At 60.5% G+C, this 17,556-nt stretch carries 14 protein-coding genes; all 14 read right to left on the reverse strand.

Translation table 11 applies throughout. The features are described from left to right. Positions 1–12: 12 nt before the first annotated feature. The 14 genes from HBH25_RS19990 to cheR all read right to left on the reverse strand — a co-directional run bounded on the left by HBH25_RS19990 (position 13) and on the right by cheR (position 17,553). Positions 13–3,585, reverse strand: coding sequence for a glycosyltransferase (locus HBH25_RS19990; RefSeq protein WP_168085700.1), 3,573 nt, complete (start codon positions 3,583–3,585; stop codon positions 13–15). Between the two features lie 222 nt (positions 3,586–3,807). After that, the gene (locus HBH25_RS19995; protein WP_168085701.1) at positions 3,808–5,376 is read right to left on the reverse strand and encodes a flagellar hook-associated protein 3; all 1,569 of its coding nucleotides are present in this window, start codon (positions 5,374–5,376) and stop codon (positions 3,808–3,810) included. A 13-nt stretch (positions 5,377–5,389) separates the two neighbouring features. Continuing rightward, the gene (gene flgK / locus HBH25_RS20000; protein WP_168085702.1) at positions 5,390–7,432 is read right to left on the reverse strand and encodes a flagellar hook-associated protein FlgK; all 2,043 of its coding nucleotides are present in this window, start codon (positions 7,430–7,432) and stop codon (positions 5,390–5,392) included. A gap of 10 nt (positions 7,433–7,442) precedes the next feature. Beyond that, entirely contained in the window at positions 7,443–8,756 is a 1,314-nt protein-coding gene (flgJ, locus tag HBH25_RS20005; RefSeq protein WP_168085703.1) for a flagellar assembly peptidoglycan hydrolase FlgJ, read from the reverse strand. 11 nt (positions 8,757–8,767) lie between these two features. Continuing rightward, positions 8,768–9,877 carry a flagellar basal body P-ring protein FlgI gene (locus tag HBH25_RS20010; protein WP_168085777.1) on the reverse strand — a complete coding sequence of 370 codons (1,110 nt, stop codon included), beginning with the start codon at positions 9,875–9,877 and terminating at the stop codon, positions 8,768–8,770. 12 nt (positions 9,878–9,889) lie between these two features. Then, a complete protein-coding gene (gene flgH / locus HBH25_RS20015) occupies positions 9,890–10,585 on the reverse strand; it encodes a flagellar basal body L-ring protein FlgH (protein ID WP_168085704.1) in 696 nt (231 codons plus the stop codon). Positions 10,586–10,649: 64 nt separating this feature from the next. Then, a complete protein-coding gene (gene flgG / locus HBH25_RS20020) occupies positions 10,650–11,435 on the reverse strand; it encodes a flagellar basal-body rod protein FlgG (RefSeq protein ID WP_168085705.1) in 786 nt (261 codons plus the stop codon). Positions 11,436–11,515: 80 nt separating this feature from the next. Continuing rightward, positions 11,516–12,253, reverse strand: a complete 738-nt coding sequence (locus tag HBH25_RS20025; RefSeq protein ID WP_168085706.1) for a flagellar basal body rod protein FlgF — start codon at positions 12,251–12,253, stop codon at positions 11,516–11,518. 932 nt (positions 12,254–13,185) lie between these two features. After that, positions 13,186–13,374: a hypothetical protein gene (locus HBH25_RS20030; RefSeq protein ID WP_168085687.1), complete on the reverse strand. Its 189-nt coding sequence runs from the start codon at positions 13,372–13,374 to the stop codon at positions 13,186–13,188. A 48-nt stretch (positions 13,375–13,422) separates the two neighbouring features. Next, complete coding sequence (gene flgE / locus HBH25_RS20035; RefSeq protein WP_168085707.1) at positions 13,423–14,721, reverse strand: flagellar hook protein FlgE; 1,299 nt, start codon at positions 14,719–14,721, stop codon at positions 13,423–13,425. 29 nt (positions 14,722–14,750) lie between these two features. Then, on the reverse strand, positions 14,751–15,461 hold the full coding sequence (locus HBH25_RS20040; protein WP_168085708.1) for a flagellar hook assembly protein FlgD: 711 nt from the start codon (positions 15,459–15,461) through the stop codon (positions 14,751–14,753). Positions 15,462–15,471: 10 nt separating this feature from the next. Beyond that, positions 15,472–15,921, reverse strand: coding sequence for a flagellar basal body rod protein FlgC (gene flgC / locus HBH25_RS20045; protein WP_168085709.1), 450 nt, complete (start codon positions 15,919–15,921; stop codon positions 15,472–15,474). Between the two features lie 3 nt (positions 15,922–15,924). After that, complete coding sequence (gene flgB / locus HBH25_RS20050) at positions 15,925–16,332, reverse strand: flagellar basal body rod protein FlgB (RefSeq protein ID WP_168085710.1); 408 nt, start codon at positions 16,330–16,332, stop codon at positions 15,925–15,927. A 393-nt stretch (positions 16,333–16,725) separates the two neighbouring features. Then, on the reverse strand, positions 16,726–17,553 hold the full coding sequence (gene cheR / locus HBH25_RS20055; protein WP_168085711.1) for a protein-glutamate O-methyltransferase CheR: 828 nt from the start codon (positions 17,551–17,553) through the stop codon (positions 16,726–16,728). Positions 17,554–17,556: the final 3 nt, after the last annotated feature.

Here is a 17,556-nt window from a genome sequence, read left to right on the forward strand (position 1 = left end):
GCCTGGCGTGCCCTACTGGCCCGTCCAGGCCTCCAGCCAGCGGTGGAGCGCTGGCCCATGCAGCATGAAGTTTTGGTGAATGGCCGCTCGCAGGGCCAGCCCTTGGGCGGCACTGGCAACCGGGTCGGCCAGGTGTGAGCGAATGGCGGCAATCCATTCTTCAGTGGTATTGCTGCTCACCAAGGTCACCGGCAGGCTGCCGCGGTAACTGCGGGTTTCGGTGCACACCACCGGGAACCCGCACGCCCCATACTCCAGCAGGCGCAGGTTGCTCTTGCAGTCATTGAAAATGTGCTGTTCAAGGGGGGCGACGGCCAGGTCGAAGTCCAGGCTGGCGAGCTTGGCCGGGTACAGGTCCAAGGGCACAGGTGGGTGGTATTCGTGAATGTAGGGGCGCAGTTCGTCCGGGCACATGCCGAAGAACACCCAATCCACCTCAGTGGCCAGGGCCTTGACTACGTCCTTGATCAGTAGCAGGTCCCCGGTATGGCTGGTACCGCCGCCCCAGCCTACGCGCGGCTTCTTGCCGGCGCGGTGGCGGCCTTGCAGGTGAGCCCAGCGCTCAGGCGGGAGCATGTTGGGGACCACGCGAACATCCTGGCTCATGTCGCCCATCACTTCGGCCAGGGTTTGGGTCGAGACCACGAGCCGGTCGCACATCCCGATACCGCGGCGTAGCGAATCCTTGATTTCCTTGGCCACAAAGCGTTTGTGTTCGTTGGCGCCCGGCACGTCCAGCAGGTAGTCGTCGATCTCGAACACGCGGTACGCCGAGGAGAACTGCTTGAAGGTAGTGATACCTTCTATGGCACGGGCGCTGAAGCGGCCCTGGAAAATCACGGCGTCGGGTTTGAACCGGCCTATTTCCGTCACGGAGGGCGCGCCATGGTAGATCAGGCCTGTTACCAGCTGCGCCCGCTCCAGCTCCTGGAACGGCTTGATCAGGCGGTAATGGCCCACCGCACCGGGGTTGATGGACAGCCCCAGAAGGTGGGGCCGCAAGCGCTGCTCGAACGGTTGCCAGGCCCCCTGTACACCCGCGTCCAGCCCGTAGCTGACGCTGTTAAGTGTCTGGTTAGGGTTGTAGGCGGGGTCTGCCAGCAGGCGCGGTAGCCAACGTTGGCAAGCCTGGACGGCAGCGTCTTCGTAACCAGGGCGTAGCTGAGGGATGTTTTCCAATGAGGCGCGATAACCCACTACAGCTTCAGGGGTCCAGGCCACCAGCGAGCCAGCATCCGCCGCTCGCAGGCAGAAGTCCACGTCGGCACAGTGCTCGCCAAACAGGCCGGTAGCCAGGCCGCCCAAGCTGTCGAACAGGCTGCGGCGAACCATCATGCAGTTCAGGCTCACGGCACTGAAGTTCTGTGGCACCACCAGGCGCTGCAGATAGCCGCGGGCCGTGGCGGACTCGCCTATAAAGGGGGAACCGGCGATGCCACGCATGCCGAGAATCAGCCCGGCATGCTCCACTCGGCCATCCGCGCCCACCAGCTTGGCCCCGGTCACGCCAATTTCCGGTCGCTGTGCAATGGCCAGCATTTCCTCCAGCCAGCGGTCCTCAAGGGCCTGGCAGTCTGCGCTCAGCATTAGCAGGTATTCGCCTTTCGCCTGCTCGGCCAAGGCATTGAAACGTTCACCCTTCACACCACCCGCCGCATGATCCAGTACGCGAATGCGCCCTTGACCAATGTCGACCAATGCCTGCAACCAGGCCCGGCTGCTGGCAGACTCGTTGGCCGTGGTGCCAATAAGCAGTTCGTAATGGCTGTAGCCCGTCTTGGCCAGCAAGCTGTCCAGGCAGGCCTGCAATTGCGTGGGGTTATCCAGGCTTAACAGCAGGATCGAGACCAGGGGCCGCTGTTCATGCAGGTAGTTCACACGCAGAAAGCCGCCCACTTCGGCAGGTCGCCATTCGTAGGCCTGGCCCAGCCGGGCCAGGTGGTTGGCCACCATGGCCGTATGGCCTTGCACTACGCTGCTCTCGCTCAACCAGCCGGCATAAGGCAGTTGGGCATGCAGCAGCACTTCGGGAATGTGGTGCACGGCGGCCAGGCCAAAGTGTTCGGCCATGCGCAAGGCCAGGTCCGCGGCAGCCGTTTCCCCGGCTGAAGGGTCCAGCCCCCCCACCTCGGCAAACCCCTGTCGGGAAAAGGCCACAGCCCGCCCTACGTAAGGGTAGGCGCGCAGCAGGTCCAGGTTGAAGTCGGGTTTGAACACCGGCTCCGGCGTGGCAGGGTCGAGCCGGTCTTCGTCGCTGTAACAGGCCTGAATGGCCTCGCGGGTAACGATGCGCTCAGCCAGCAGCAGCAATGCATGGGGCACAAGGGTGTCACCGGCTTCCAGCAGGTAGAACCAGTCAAAACCCTCCAGCTGCACCAGCAATTCGTTCAGCTGTACCGGCCAATCCTGGTGCAAGGGCGCGAACAGGTGGTCGCCCTGCATCTCCAAAGCGTGCTGCGTGCTGGACAATACCAGGCACCCGCACGCCCCATAGCGCTGAGCCGCCAGGCTGTCCAGGGTGGCTTGCACGCCGGTGTTGCCTTCGCGGGCCAGGATCACCGGCAGTATCTGCGGCTTGTGTGCCCAGCCGTTCACTCGCTCCTCGACCAGTGCCTGACCTGCCTCCGAAAATGTTCGTTGGGCCAGCCACTCCTGGTACATGTGGGCAAAGCTGGTGGCATTTGCACCAATGTGTTCAGCCTGGGTCATCTTCTGGACCTGCAACAGGCGCATCATGGGCAGCTCGGCATACGGGCGCTTAGCCTCGGGAACAGGCGGCAGAGCCAGGTCCGCAATGCGCACAGACCCTGGCCATGGCGAACGCTCTCCGCCCAGCTGGCTGATAAGCTGGGCAATCACGGCATGCTCCAGCACCTGGCGTTTCTCCACGTCCAGGCCGCGGTATCGGGCGGGCTCCAGGCGCTCGGCGCACAGCTGCTGATTGATGACCGCCAGGTGGCCATGGCGCAGAATACTGATATACAACGCCAGGTCGAACGCCACTATCAGCTCGCTGTCGGGGCTCGCGAGCATGGGGACTACACGCTTGAGGTACTCTCGCCGCAGCAGTGTTGTGCTAAGGCTGCCAATGAAATTGAGGGACCAGTCCTGGAAAAACGACAGCACGTCCCCGCCTTTGAGCAAGGCATCGCCCGCCAGCAGGGATTGGTTTTCCACCCGGATCGGCAACATCACCCCATCCGGGTCTGCGAACCAGCGCAAGGCCGCGCAGATTCCGGCCTCCGGGTAGGCCTGCAGTACCTGGGCCTGGCGCGCTACCAATGACGGCAACAGCCAATCGTCCCCATGCAGAAACTTGACATAGGTGCCCTTCGCCTTGCCCAACGCCCATTCCACGTTCGCTGGGTAGGCCAGCTTCGTAGCATGAACCTGCACGCGCAAAGGGACGGTGGTACGGCCTTTGGCCTCTTCTACCAGGCGAGCCACTTCAGGGTCGCCCGAGCTGTCACTGACAATGATTTCCAGCGCAGGGTAGTTTTGCCCAAGGGCGCTATGAAGGGCACGGTAGAAATGGGTCGCACTGCTGACCAGGATGGCGATGGTGACCAGGGGTGTCGATTTCATGAGGAACTCGCCTGATGGCCACTGAAAACTGCGCGCGGCCAGAAAAATGACGGCATCGATGCCATTGGTCGCTTGTTGCAAAAGTGGTGCCGGTTAGGTGACGGAAAAATCACCGCCATAAGAAAGCCGCCAGCCCACACCTGTTACAACACAGGGTGGTGCTGGCGGCTCGATAAAGCAGGGCTTGCCCCAGGTTCGCCTGGGGCTATAAGGCCGCGTAGCTTACAGCCGGTCGAACAGGTTCAGCTGCGAGATCTTGGCGAAGGACAGTTGGGCGGCCTGCAACATGGTCTGCTGCAAGGTCAACTGCGTGGTCGCTTCGGCCAGGTCGGTATCGCCGATCTGGGACTGGGTGGTGGCGTTGGCCGTGTGCAGGCTGGTGATCTGGTCGCTCTGGATTTGCAGGGCGTTTTCCCGCGCACCAATGGAGCCACGTGTCACGTCCACACGGTTAGTGGCCGATTGCAGGTTGCCTACCGCAGACTCCAGCGAATTGCGCAGCTTGAGTTGCGCTGCCGGGTTGTTAGCGGTTGGCGTATTCAGGGCCACTTGCAGCTGGTTCAGCGTGTCCAGCACGTTCTGGGTGCTGTGGGTATTGGCACTGACCGTAAACTGATCACTGGTGGCTGGCGTGCCACTGATGTTGAAGGTCACGCCTGCGGTGGTCAGTGAGCCGCTACCGTCGTAGGCGCCGGTGGTAATGGGCTTGCTGCTGTCGGTCACAGGCTGCGCGAACACCTGGTAGCTGCTGGCGCTGGTGAACTTGATCAAGGCACCGTTGGTGGGGAAGCCTGCCGTGTAGGTGGCAGCGTTCGTCACCGAACCTGCGGTCATTTGCGCCGTGGAGGTATTACCCGCCAGGCGGTTGGCCGTGATGGTATCCGGTGTGGTCTTGAGGCTGAACGTGCGCCCGGCCAGCACCGTATCAGCACTTTCGGTCTTGGCCACGTTGGTGTTCACCATAAAGTTCACGCCGTACAGGCTGATGGTGTCACCCCCTTCCTTCGCGGAATTGTACGTCCCCTTCCCGCCCGACTGCGCTGTGACGTCGTTGCCGCTGGCATCCGTTAGTGTGTACTGGGTGCCGCTGGTGAAGGTGAGCGAATAGGGTTCACCTTTGGCAAACTGGGTGTTGTAGCTGGTCATGGAGGTCATTTGACCGGCCGATACCGTCAGTTTGCCATCCACGGTCGCAGGGGATACCTGGGTGGTCTGGGTACGGCTGGTATTGGTAGCCAGATCAAAAATGCTGAACCCGGAATCGTTGGTCGCTACCGACAGGTTGTCAGACACCTGAAGGCTTAGCTGGGTCTCGTCGCCTTGATAGGTGTAGCTGCCATCGCTGTTGAGCGAATACGGCTGCGTGGAGGTCTTGGACCCGGAGAACAGGTACTGGCCGTTTGAGTCTTTGGTGTTGAGCAAGCCAAAGACGGTGTCCTTGATCTGGCCGATCTCACTGGCAATGGACGCACGGTCGTCGTCAGTCTGGGCGCCGTTGCCGCCCTGGATCGCCAACTCGCCCGCACGTTGCAGCGCCGTGGTGATGTTGGCCAGCACACTTTCTTCAGACGACAGCGAGTTGGTAGCGCTGGTGATGTTGCCTTTGTACTGGTCCAGCACCGCGCTTTGCTGGCGAAGCTGCAGCAGTTTGGCCGCGCCTACCGGATCATCCGCTGCCGTCTGGATGCGTTGGCCGGAGCTGATCTGGTTCTGCGTCTTGGCCGTGTCGGCGAAGTTCTTGGTATAGGTGGCAGAGCTGTTGGCGAAGTACTGGCCAGTGGAAATACGCATGTCGTCCGCTCCCTTACAAGGCGTTGAGCAGGGTGGAGAAAACTTCCTGCGCAGTCTTGATGATCTGCGAGGACGCCGTGTAGTACTGCTGAAACTTGACCAAGTCTGCGGCTTCTTCGTCCAGGTTCACACCTGCCACCGAGTCCCGGCTGGAGGTGGCGGACTTGAGCACTGATGCGGTTGCAGTTGCATCACTGCTGGCCTGCGCGGCCTTGGCCCCAACGTCTTCCACCAGCTTGGCATAAGCGCCGGTCATGCTCACACCGCCACCAGACTGGGTACCTACCGTTTTGGCATTCTGCAGGTTCAGTATGGCGGTGGCGTTGCGGTTGTCGGAGGCGCCATTGCTGTTGAAAGCAACGGTGTAACTGTCCTTGGCAGCCGGTGAGCCGCTGATGTTCATCTGGAAGCTGGCGGTCATGGCTTTGCCGTCAGCATCGAGCATGGCGGCACCACTGTCATCCAGCAGCGGAACAGCGACATTCAGGGTGTTGGTCTGGTTGGGCACAATGGTGCCGCTGCCGATACCTACGCCACTGGCGTTATAGACCGTATAGCCCTGGCTGCCATTGCTGGCCGCACCGAACACCAACTTCACCGGCAAGCCGTTCTGTAGACCCGTCTGGGTTTTGGCCAGGCCAGTGCTGTCGTACACATCCAGCCGCGTGGTCAGCGTAGGCTGGGTCACGCTACCGGTGCCGCTGTTGCCCGAGCCACTGGTGGTCGCCAGCGGGGCCGCAAAGGCCAATTTGGACACGTCGGTCAAGGTGGTGCTGATCTGGCCGGCGCCATTACGCGTCGGGGTGACCGTAAAGCTATCGCCTTTAGTCAGGGCATTGCCCTTGAGTGCCAGCGTGAAGCCATCGAAGCTTGGCGCCGGGTCCTCGTCCAAGGTGTGGCTACCCATGGAGGTGCCATCCGAACGGGTTACGGTGTACGTGTTGCTGTCAGAGAACTTCACGCCGTAGTTGTAGGCGGTGAGCTTGCTGGTATCCGTAATGGTGACATTCAGGTTGCCCGAGCCGTCGCTGTTCCTGGACGAGGCCTGGCTACGGCCAGCAATGGCCGTGTCGGTGTTGATGCTGGAGAACAGGCTGGAGCCGAAGTTGCCATTGGCATCCACGCCCTGCCCCAGCTGGGTATTGACGGCGTCGCTGACCACCATGGCCAGGCGGCCGATTTCATTCTGGGCCGGTTGCAGCACATCGTTGCGATACCGCAGCAGGCCGCCGATCTGGCCGCCGCTGGCCACCGTGGTCACGTCGGTGCTGTAGCTGGCGTAGTTGACGGTCAACCCATAGGCCGTGGGGTCGGCGACTGTGGGTTGAGCGGTCAGGGTATTGGCCGACGTACCCGACACCAACGCCTGGCCGGTGCCCATGTACACGTCGTACTGGCCGTCGCGCTGCTGTACGGTCACGCCCACGAGCTGGTTGAGCTGACGTACAGCCTCGTCCCGGGAGTCCAACAGGCTGGTAGGGCTACCCGTGCCGCTGGCAGAAACGATCTGCTGGTTCAGCGCCGCAATGGATTTGCTCAGGGTGTTCACCTGCCCCGACAGGGAGGTGAGCTGGCTGTTCACGTCCGTCATGGACGTGTTCATTTGCGTAGCGATGGTGTTGAAACGGTTGGTCAGGGTCGAAGCTGCGGTAGCCAGCAACTGGCGCGACGCCGTATCGCTGGGGGCCGCGGCTGAGGTCTGGAGCGAGGTAAAGAAGTCAGACAGCACCGACGTGACACCGGTGGCTTTGTCTGACAAAAGCGAATCCAGGGTCGCAGCGTTGGTCGACAGGGTGCTGGCTTCCGAATCCAGGGCCGTACTGCTCGATACCTGGTTCTGCAGGTAGGAGCTGTAGATCCGACGCACTTCGGCCAGGGTGGTACCACTGCCCACGTAGCCTGCACCGCCAATGCTTTGCAGCGCGCCCGCCTGGGACACCGTGGACTGGCGCGAATAACCGGCCGTGTTCACGTTGGAGATGTTGTTACTGGTAGTGGTCAGCGCCGCCTGGCTGGTAGACAGCCCCGACAAGCCGATGTTGATCAGATTCGCCATGGTTCAAACCTTACAAAGTCGTGGATGAGCCGCTTGACGCGAAGTTCTCATAGCCCTGGAGCTGCTTGGCGATGGAGGCGATCTTGCTCGCGTAGTGCGGGTCGGTCGCGTATCCGGCCTTTTGCAACTCTTTAACAAACTGTTCCGGGTTATCGGCCGACTTCACAACATCTTGATAGCGATCGTTGTTCTGCAGCAGATTGACCAGGTCATGGAAGCTGTCGGCGAAGGAGTCATAGGCGCGGAATTGCGCCGATTCCTTGACCACCTGGCCACCCTCGTATTCGGCGGTAACCGCACGCGTGGTATCGCCTTTCCAGCTGGAACCTGCCTTGATGTTGAACAGGTTGTGGGAGCTGCTGCCGTCGCTGTCGCGCAGTACCGACTTACCCCAGCCGGTTTCAAGCGCCGCCTGGGCCACCAACACTTTGGGGTCCACGCCAATGCGCGCAGCGGCTTCCTGCGCCATGGGCAACATGGTGTTGATAAAATCGTCGTGCGAGGCGAAGGCCGCCTTACCCGGTGCCAACGGCACCTGGGCAAGCGTGCGGGTGCCGGTGTCGGCGGCCTTGGGCGCCGTGGCGTAATCCTTGGTCCAGTCGCCATAGGCGCCTGCAGTCTCGGCGCCAACTGCGTTGTCCGCCGTACTGGCGTGGGCATTGGCCACCGCCGTCGCGATGCTGCTGGGCGCAGTAGCCGGTACATTGATACGGTTGTTCAGGTTTTGCGGGTGTAGCAGGTTCGCATGGGGCGCGTCGCCACGGACCAGGGTGTTGCGCGTGGTCGCTTCGGTCTCGCCCGGTACGATGCCCGCCAACAGGCGGTCCACCGACTTGCTAGGCAAGGCCAGGCGGCGCTGGTTGAGCATCGCCATGTCGTTGTGCGCTGAAGCTGCAGCCGAATGCGCTTCAGCAGAGCCGTTGCGTACGGCGCCCAAGGCATGGGTGGTGCTGTCCGGGCGTGCGAAGGGGTTGGCGCCTGTATGGGAGGCGTCCTTGGTCTTGGACAGCTGACGCATGAGCACGTCTTGCAAGCCGATGCCGTTGCCCGTATGGGACAGGCTGACCGACAGCTGCTGGTCATACATGTCCTGGTACTGCTTCACGGCTTCGGTGTTCATGGGGTTGTCTTTGGCCAGCACATCGTTGGCCGAGCGCATGGACTTGAGCATCTGGCCCACAAATACCGATTCAAATTCCTGGGCCACCTTGCGCAGGTTGGCGTCGCTGTCGCGATCGCCCACCTTGAGCGAACTCAACCGGTTCAGGTCGGTATAGGCGCCGGAGTCTTTACCGGACGAAACACCCCCAGACGGCATGTCCATGCTGATTACCCTCAGATTACGATCAGGTCGGCTTGCAACGCACCGGCCTGCTTCAAGGCTTCGAGAATAGCCATCAGGTCACTGGGCGCAGCGCCAACCTGGTTGACTGCGCGCACGATCTCATCAAGCGTGGTTCCGGGGCCGAACTTGAACATGGGCTTGGCCTCCTGTTCAGCGTTCACCTTCGAGCGTGGCACTACAGCGGTCTGGCCATTGGACAACGGTCCGGGCTGGCTGACGATCGGGTCTTCGGTGATCGTCACTGTCAAACTGCCGTGAGTCACTGCCGCTGGCGTAACCTTGACGTTCTGCCCGATCACGATAGTGCCGGTGCGAGAGTTGATAATGACCTTGGCCATGGCCTGGCCGGGGTCTACTTCAAGGTTTTCCAGTATCGACAGGTAGTCCACACGCTGGTTGGGATCAAGCGGCGCGGTCACCCGAACCGATCCCCCGTCCACTGCACTTGCAACTCCCGCGCCAAGTAATTCGTTGACCTTGTCCACAATGTGCTTGGCGGTGGTGAAGTCCGGGCGATTCAGGTTCATGGTCAGGAAATTGCCTTGGTCGAAGCCACTGGGCACTGAACGCTCTACCGTTGCGCCGCCAGGAATCCGACCTGCCGAAGGCACGTTGACGGTGATTTTCGAGCCGTCCTTGCCTTCAGCGTCAAAACCACCCACTACCAGGTTGCCTTGGGCGATGGCGTACACGTTGCCGTCGATCCCCTTGAGGGGCGTCATCAGCAGGCTGCCACCGCGCAGGCTCTTGGAGTTACCGATGGACGACACAGTGATATCAATGGTTTGCCCTGGCTTGGAGAACGGCGGCAGGTCAGCGTGGATCGCCACGGCTGCCACGTTCTTGAGCTGGGCAGAGCTGGTGCCTGTAGGTACTTTGATACCGAACTGGGCCAGCATGTTGTTGAACGTCTGCAGGGTGAACGGCGTTTGGGTGGTCTGGTCGCCGCTGCCGCTCAGGCCCACGACCAAACCGTAGCCGATCAGCTGGTTGCTACGTACGCCCTGAATGCTGGCGATGTCCTTGAGGCGTTCGGCGTGGGCACCGAGCGCGGTCAAGCACAACAGGGATGCCGCCACCAACTGCTTGAAATTCAACATGGTCATGCACACTCAGAAGGGGAAGTACGGGCTGGCGAAGAACCGATCCAACCACCCAGGCTGGCTGGCTTCAGCGAAGGAGCCGGTGCCGGAGTAGGTGATGCGCGCATCGGCCACACGGGTCGACGACACGGTATTGTCGGTTGCAATGTCATCTGCACGAATCAGGCCAGCAATACGTACCAGTTCCTGCCCGGTGTTGAGGGTGAGCCACTTCTCGCCACGAACCGAAATGATCCCGTTGGGCAACACATCGGCCACGGTCACGGTGATCGAACCGGTAAGGCTATTACCCTGGGCCGCCTTGGCGTCGCCGTTGGTGGTACGGTCCCCGCTGTAGCCGGCATCCAGGCCCAGGTCAGCGCCGCCCAAGGGATTGTTGGTGGTGCCGCTCCCGCCAAACAGCGAGGTCAGGCCGATCTTGTTGCTGCTGCTCTTGGTCACCTTGGAGTTGGCGCTTTTGCTCGCCGACGTTCTCTCGGCCAAGGTGATGGTGATGATGTCGCCCACCCGGAACGCCTTGCGGTCGGTGTACAGGTTCTGGTCAAAGCCGGCCTGGTAGATCGAGCCGTTGTTGGACGCGGCTGGCAGCGGCGTACGCGGCAGCACAGGGGCGTAGTACGGGTCGTTCGCCTTGGGGGGCGGTGACATGCAGCCACTCAATGCGGCAGCACCGGCCAACAACAACACAGCAGACAGACGATTCATGACTCCAACCTCACGGTGTAACTGATCCTTCAGGCGTTTGAGCAAGCGTTTAGGGATGCTGGGATTACAGGTTCTGGGTGACGTACTGCAGCATCTGGTCTGCGGTGGAGATCACTTTGGAGTTCATTTCGTAGGCACGCTGGGTGGTAATCATGTTCACCAACTCTTCCACCGTGCTGACGTTGGAGTTTTCCAGGGTGTTCTGCAGTACGGTGCCAAAGCCGTTCAAACCTGGGGTACCCACGTTGGGCGCGCCGCTGGCTGCGGTTTCCAGGTACAGGTTGCCGCCGATGGATTGCAGGCCGGCCGGGTTGATGAAGTCGGCGGTTTGTACGTTGCCGATCACCTGCGCAGTGGCGCTGCCGGTGGTGGTGATGGACACCGTACCGTCCGTGCCTACGGTAAAGGTCTGGGCTTCGGCAGGCACCGTAATGGCCGGTTGCAAGGCCAAACCATTGGCGGTCACGATCTGGCCGTCCGAGTTCAGGTGGAACGTACCGTCACGGGTGTAGGAAATGGTGCCATCGGGCTGCATGACCTGGAAGAAACCACGGCCGTTCACAGCCATGTCCAGAGGCTGGTCAGTGGTTTGCAGGCTACCGGCCGTAAAGTTTTTCTGGGTGCCCACAATGCGCACACCGGTACCCACCTGCAGGCCTGACGGCAGTTCGCTATCCTGGGTGGATTGAGCACCCGGCTGGCGTTTTACCTGGTAGAGCAGGTCCTGGAACTCGGCGCGGTCTTTCTTGAAACCGGTGGTGGACACGTTCGCCAGGTTGTTGGAGATGGTGGTCAGGTTGGTGTCCTGGGCAGCCAGGCCGGTCTTGCTGACGTAGAGTGCTGGAAGCATGGGGTGTTCTCCTTCGGGCGGTGGCTAGGCCTGCGCCGGTGTGTCAAAAAAGGCAGCGTCAAGAAACGTGTGGGTTACGACTAGCTTTGCAGGACCCGTGCCATTGCTTCATCGTCTTCCTTGGCAGTCGTCATCATTTTGATGTGCATTTCAAACTGCTTGGAAAGGGCCATCACTTGGGTCATCTCTTCAACCGCATTCACGTTGCTGCCTTGCAGGAAGCCGGACGTCATTTGTACCTGGCCGTCCATGTCGGCCGGCTGGCCGCTTTTGGTATGGATCAAGCCGTCGGTGCCTTTGGTAAGGTCAGCGGCTTTCGGATTCACGGTCTTGATACGGTCAACCACGGCCATTACTGAAGGCGCCTGGCCCAGGGAACGAATGCTGATGGTGCCGTCCTGGCCAACGTCGATCTGCTCTTCAGGTGGCACGGCAATCGGGCCGCCATTGCCCATCACGGCCATGCCGGTGCTGGTACGCAACACGCCCAAGGCATCTACGTTCAGGCTGGCACTCTTGGTGTAGGCTTCGGAACCGTCTGGGGCTTGCACGGCAATCCACCCTTCCCCGCCAATGGCGACGTCCAGGTCGCGACCCGTGGCGATCATCGGCCCGCCGCTCAGGTCAGTGGCTGGGCGCTCGGTCATGGCGTAGGCGCGCGAGGGCAACGTGTCGCCGAACACCGGCATGGAGCGGGCTTGCTCCAGGTCCTTCTGGAAACCATTGGTGGACACGTTGGCAAGGTTGTTGGCGTGGGCCTTCTGCGCGAGGGCGTTCTGGCTAGCGCCAGACATGGCGACGTAAAGCATTTTATCCATGGTGGTCTCCTTGGCGGCAAAGGCCGCTGAGTAGCTGTGTACCAGAGACATAGCAATAGGCGGGCCAAGTTCTGATAAAAGCCTTAGAAGGCTCTATTCAGGCACTTTCATGGTTTCGACAGAATAATGACGGGATAAAAATGGCGGGATCTCGACGGTGCCCACGGGATCAACGGGGTAGCGACGTAGATTTACTGACAGCGGAGCGGTGCCGCACCCCCATGTAGGCCTGACACAGCCGCCGAACGGGTTTTACATTATTCCCGGGCTTTGCCCGGTCCCACAGGTAATGCGCGAAACGGCGCAGCCGGCGAACGGGTTTTACGTTACTCCCGGGCTTCGCTCGCCCCCACAGGCAATGCGTGAAACGTGTGGGAGCTGGCGCGGCCGTCGAACGGGTTTTACGTTGTTCCCGGGCTTCGCTCACCCCCACAGGCAATGCGTGAAACGTGTGGGAGCTGGCGCAGCCGGCGAACGGGTTCTACGTTGTTCCCGGGCCTTGCCTGGCCCCACAGGCAATGCGTGAAACGTGTGAAAGCTGGCGCGGCCGTCGAACGGGTTTTACGTTGTTCCCGGGCTTTGCCCGGTCCCACAGGCAATGCACGAAACGTGTGAAAGCTGGCGCGGCCGTCGAACGGGTTTTACGTTGTTCCCGGGCTTCGCTCGCCCCCACAGGCAATGCGTGAAACGTGTGGGAGCTGGCGAACGGGTTCTACGTTGTTCCCGGGCCTTGCCTGGCCCCACAGGCAATGCGTGAAACGTGTGGGAGCTGGCGCAGCCGGCGAACGGTTTTACGTTGTTCCCGGGCTTCGCTCGCCCCCACAGGCAATGCGTGAAACGTGTGGGAGCTGGCGCAGCCGGCGAACGGGTTTTACGTTGTTCCCGGGCTTTGCCGGGCCCTACAAGCATTTTTAAAGCCTAGGCACCCGCCCCTACGGCCGGCACCCGGCATTATGGAACGGACCTGCGAACCGTTGGAAAGCCTCGCCTGGATCGTGCTGCAGGCACACGAACTGCCCTGTGGCCAGGCTTTGATACGTGAACCACGGCGCGGGCGCCGCTTCGGCAAGCCCACTGGTAAGGGTAAGAAATATCATGAACAGGTGAAGGCACGTTTTCATGGCAACTCCAGGCCAGGGGCGGCGGTTTCGCGCGCCGCCCCTGGTACATCACGTCATCTGAATGATCGTCTGCATGATGGTGCTTTCGGTGGAGATGGTCTTGGCGTTCGCCTGGTAGTTGCTTTGCGCCTTGATCAGGTTAACCAGTTCGCTGGTCAGGTCCACGTTGGAGTCTTCCAGGGAACCTGCCGTCAGGTTGCCCATGGTGCCTGTGCTAGGTGCGCCTACGATCGGCACGCCGGAAGCAGACGACTCGCGCCAGCCGGTAGCACCGTTGGGCGTCAGGCCTTGCACGTTGGCGAAGTTGGCCAAAGCCACCTGGCCGATGTTCTTGGACTGGCCGTTGCTGTACGTACCGAAAATGTTGCCGCTGTCGTCGATGGACAAGGACGACAGGCTGCCGGTGGCGTAGCCGTCCTGGGATTTGGCCGTGACGGCTGACGTCGTGTTGTAGGACGACGTCTGAGTCATGTCAAATGTTACGCCGCCAGTGGCCGCCACAGAACCGTTGCTCGCCATTACACCAGCAGCATTCTTGGCCGCAGGCACCCAGTTGGTCAGCGTGAACTTGCCGGTAGCATCTACCGTCATGTCGCTGCTGGTGGTGCTTGCCAGGCTGCCATCAGAGTTGAACGTCATCTTGGCAGAAATAGGCGTAGTAGAGGCCGGGTTCGACGGGTTCACACCATCGATGTTGGCGTACATGGTCCAGGCGTTGGTGTCGTCCTTGGCAAAGTACTGAGTCATGGTGTGGGAGTTACCCTGACTGTCGTAGATGTCTGTGCTGAAGGTGTAGTTGTAGCTGTTGGTGTCGCTGGCATCGAACGGCGTCACAGAAGGCACGCTGTTGCTGGAGTTCAGGTTCATGGTTTCGGTCACCGTGTCGGTGGCCTTGGGCGCTAGGGCAGAGGTGTCTACCTTGAGGGTCGTCAGCACGCCGTCAATGACCTTGCCATTGGAATCGGTGCCATAGCCCATCAGCTTGTTCTGGCTGGCATCAACAATGTTGCCTTCCTTGTCGGTGCCAAACGCGCCGGCCCGGGTGTAGACCTTGCTGCCGTTATCGCTGACTACGAAGAAGCCGTTGCCGTTGATGGCCATGTCCAGGCTGGCACCGGTGCTGCTGATGGTGCCTTGAGTGAACTGCTGAGAAATTGCAGCCGTGGTCACACCGGAACCCACGCCATTCTTGGAGCTGCCAAGGAACAGCGAGTTGGCGTACACGTCACCGAATTCGGCACGCGACTTCTTGAAGCCCGTGGTAGCCACGTTGGCAATGTTGTTGCCAGTAACGTTAAGGGCGGTGTTGGCTGCGTTGAGACCGCTAAGGCCGGTATTGAACGACATAGTGCTGACTCCAGTGCCGATAAGCCGGCTTACGATCCGATGGTTTTGACGTTGGCCAGCGATACGCTGGAGCCGTCCGACAGTTTGAGTTTCATGTCACCTGAGGTACTGCCCACCGTCACACTTGTGACGGTCGCTGGCAGGTACGTAGTCTGTGCAACTTCTTTGCCATCCACTGTGGCGCTGGCGACAAATTTATACGTGCCCGACGTAAGCGCCGTACCGTCGTTGCTCTTGCCGTCCCAGGTGAAACCTACGGTGCCTGCAGCCTGGCTGCCCAGGTCTATGTTCTTCACCAGGTTGCCGTTGGCGTCATACACCTTCACGGTGGCGTCGGTGGTAGACGACGCCAGGTCGAACTGGCCTGCCATGCCAGTGCTGGTGTTCACGGTGGCCGTGCTGTTCTGGGCCAGTACCGAATGACCCACCAGTGCCGAGGCTTGCAGTGACTGGGTAGAGGTGTAGTTGGTGGCCAGCCCGGACACCGTATCGTTCAGGTTGTTGATGCCTTCCACGCTGCTGAACTGAGCCAACTGGGCGACGAACTCAGAGTTGTCCTGAGGGTCCAGCGGGTTCTGGTTCTTCATCTGGGTCACGAGCAACTGCAGGAACGTGTCCTTGCCCATGGTTTGCGTGCCGGTCTTCGACGTTGTGGACGTGTCGGCCTTGGTCTTGTCAGTGCCGGTGACTGCGTACTGCGAGAGTATCGAGGCGCTGGCGGCGTCAGAGGTAGTGGTCATGGTTTTTCCCTTACTGACCCAGCGTCAGTACTTTCTGCATCATGGTTTTTGCGGTGTTCATGATGTCGGCATTGGTCTGGAAAGACCGGCTTGCGGAAATCATGTCGGCCATTTCTTCAACGACGTTCACATTGGGGTAGTACACATACCCGTCCTTGTTCGCCGCCGGGTTGTTGGGTTCGTAGCGGGGTTCCAGGTTGCTCTGGTCTTCAACGATGCCAGACACCTGTACGCCCTGCCCGCCACTGCCCTGGTCGTCGAACAGCGAGCTGCTGCCGCTGGTGCCGCCGGCCTGATCGGCCAATACGGTGGCAAACACGGGATGGCGCGCACGGTAGGTCTGGTCGATGCTGGACGAGACGGTTTCGGCGTTGGCGATGTTGCTGGCGGTGGTGTTGAGGCGAGTGGTCTGAGCACTCATGCCGGTACCGGCAATGTTGAATACGCTGGAAAGCGACATGGGTTACTCCCCCTTGATGGCCGTGACCAGGCCACGGAATTTGTTGTTGAGCAGCGTGAAGCTGGCCTGGAAATCCACAGCGTTCTTGGCGTAGTTGGCTTGCTCGATCTGTGCGTCTACCGTGTTCTGGTCCAGCGATGGCTGGGTGGGTACGCGGTATTGCATGGTCCCGTCTTCGTCGCTCAAGCCCTGGGCATCAATGTGCATGCTGTTGGTACGCTCAAGGCCAAAACTGCCGTGCTGAACCTTGTCCGCCTGTGCAGCCAGCACAGACGAAAAATCTACGTCCCGTGCCTTGTAGTTAGGGGTGTCGGCGTTGGCCAGGTTGTTAGCCAATACTTCGGCACGCTGGGCGCGGAAGTTAAGCGCCTGCTCGTGTATGCCGAGTGCCTTGTCGAAACTGATGCCCATGATCGGTACCTCTGCGACGAAACTGTGTGTGCTGCAAGAGATATAGCAACTGCTGTGCCAAGTTTGTAAGCCCTTGTTTTAACTGGGCCTCTGGTATGAGGTGAAAATCTGTCGTCAGAAAATCGACTAGGTTTTCACGATGGCAAGCGGCAAACTCGCAACAGTGGCGCCAGAAAAAATGTTTGGCAGGAATGGAGGTGCAAAAGAGGGGCCATGGCAATACTGCCCGGCAGGGGGCGGATACAGCGCGTAGGCGCAAGGCGTTGCCTGCGCTTGGACGGCAAAGCCGCCCTGTCCATACCTTCATTGCGCAAGCAGAGCTTTGCGCCTACAAGGCGAGCGGTTGCATTTACCACAGAGGCTCCTTGGGAGAGAGCCTCTAGTGCAGGCGGGTCAGATCGCCTGGTAGATGATGCCAGGGCTGCACTGGACCATCTTGTACTTGTCGGGCAAGCCGTTGAGGGCCTCGGAGGCACCCAGGAACAAGTAGCCACCGGGCTTCAGGGTGCTGTGAATACGGGACAGAATGTCCTTTTTCACTTCGGCCGAGAAGTAGATCAACACGTTGCGGCAGAACACCACATCGAACTTGCCCAGCGACACGTAGCTTTCAAGCAAGTTGATAGGCCTGAAATCAATGCGGCTGCGAATAGGCGCCTTGACCGCCCACCGGTTGCCCGGCTTCACGTCAAAATAGCGTTGCAGGCGCTCTTGGGACAGGCCGCGACCGATTGCCAGGCTGTCGTACTCGCCGCTTTTGCAGTTAAGCAGCATGGAAGGCGACAGGTCAGTGGCGGTGATCTGCACGCCGCCTTTAAGCGCCCCTGGGTTGGCCTGGGTGAACTCCTCGATCGTCATGGACAGCGAATAGGGCTCTTGCCCCGACGAGCAGGCTGCCGACCAGATACGCAAGCGCTGGCCAGGGCTGGCCTTGATCATTTCAGGCAACACCTTGTTCTTCATCACGTCGAAGGGGTAGGTGTCCCGAAACCACAAGGTCTCGTTGGTGGTCATGGCATCCACTACTTGCTCACGCAGCCCGCCCCTGGGTTGAGTCTGAATGCGTTGCACCAGTTCGCCCAAGGTCTTGATACCTTGCTGTTCCATGAGCTTGTTGAGGCGGCTGGACACCAGGTATTGCTTGTTCTCGCCCAGCACAATGCCACAGGCCTTTTCCAGGAAGCCCCGGAACTGCTCAAAATCCAAATTTGCCGTAGCCAATGT

The sequence above is a fragment of the Pseudomonas quercus genome (genome assembly GCF_012033695.1).
Taxonomy (GTDB): Bacteria; Pseudomonadota; Gammaproteobacteria; order Pseudomonadales; family Pseudomonadaceae; genus Aquipseudomonas; species Aquipseudomonas quercus.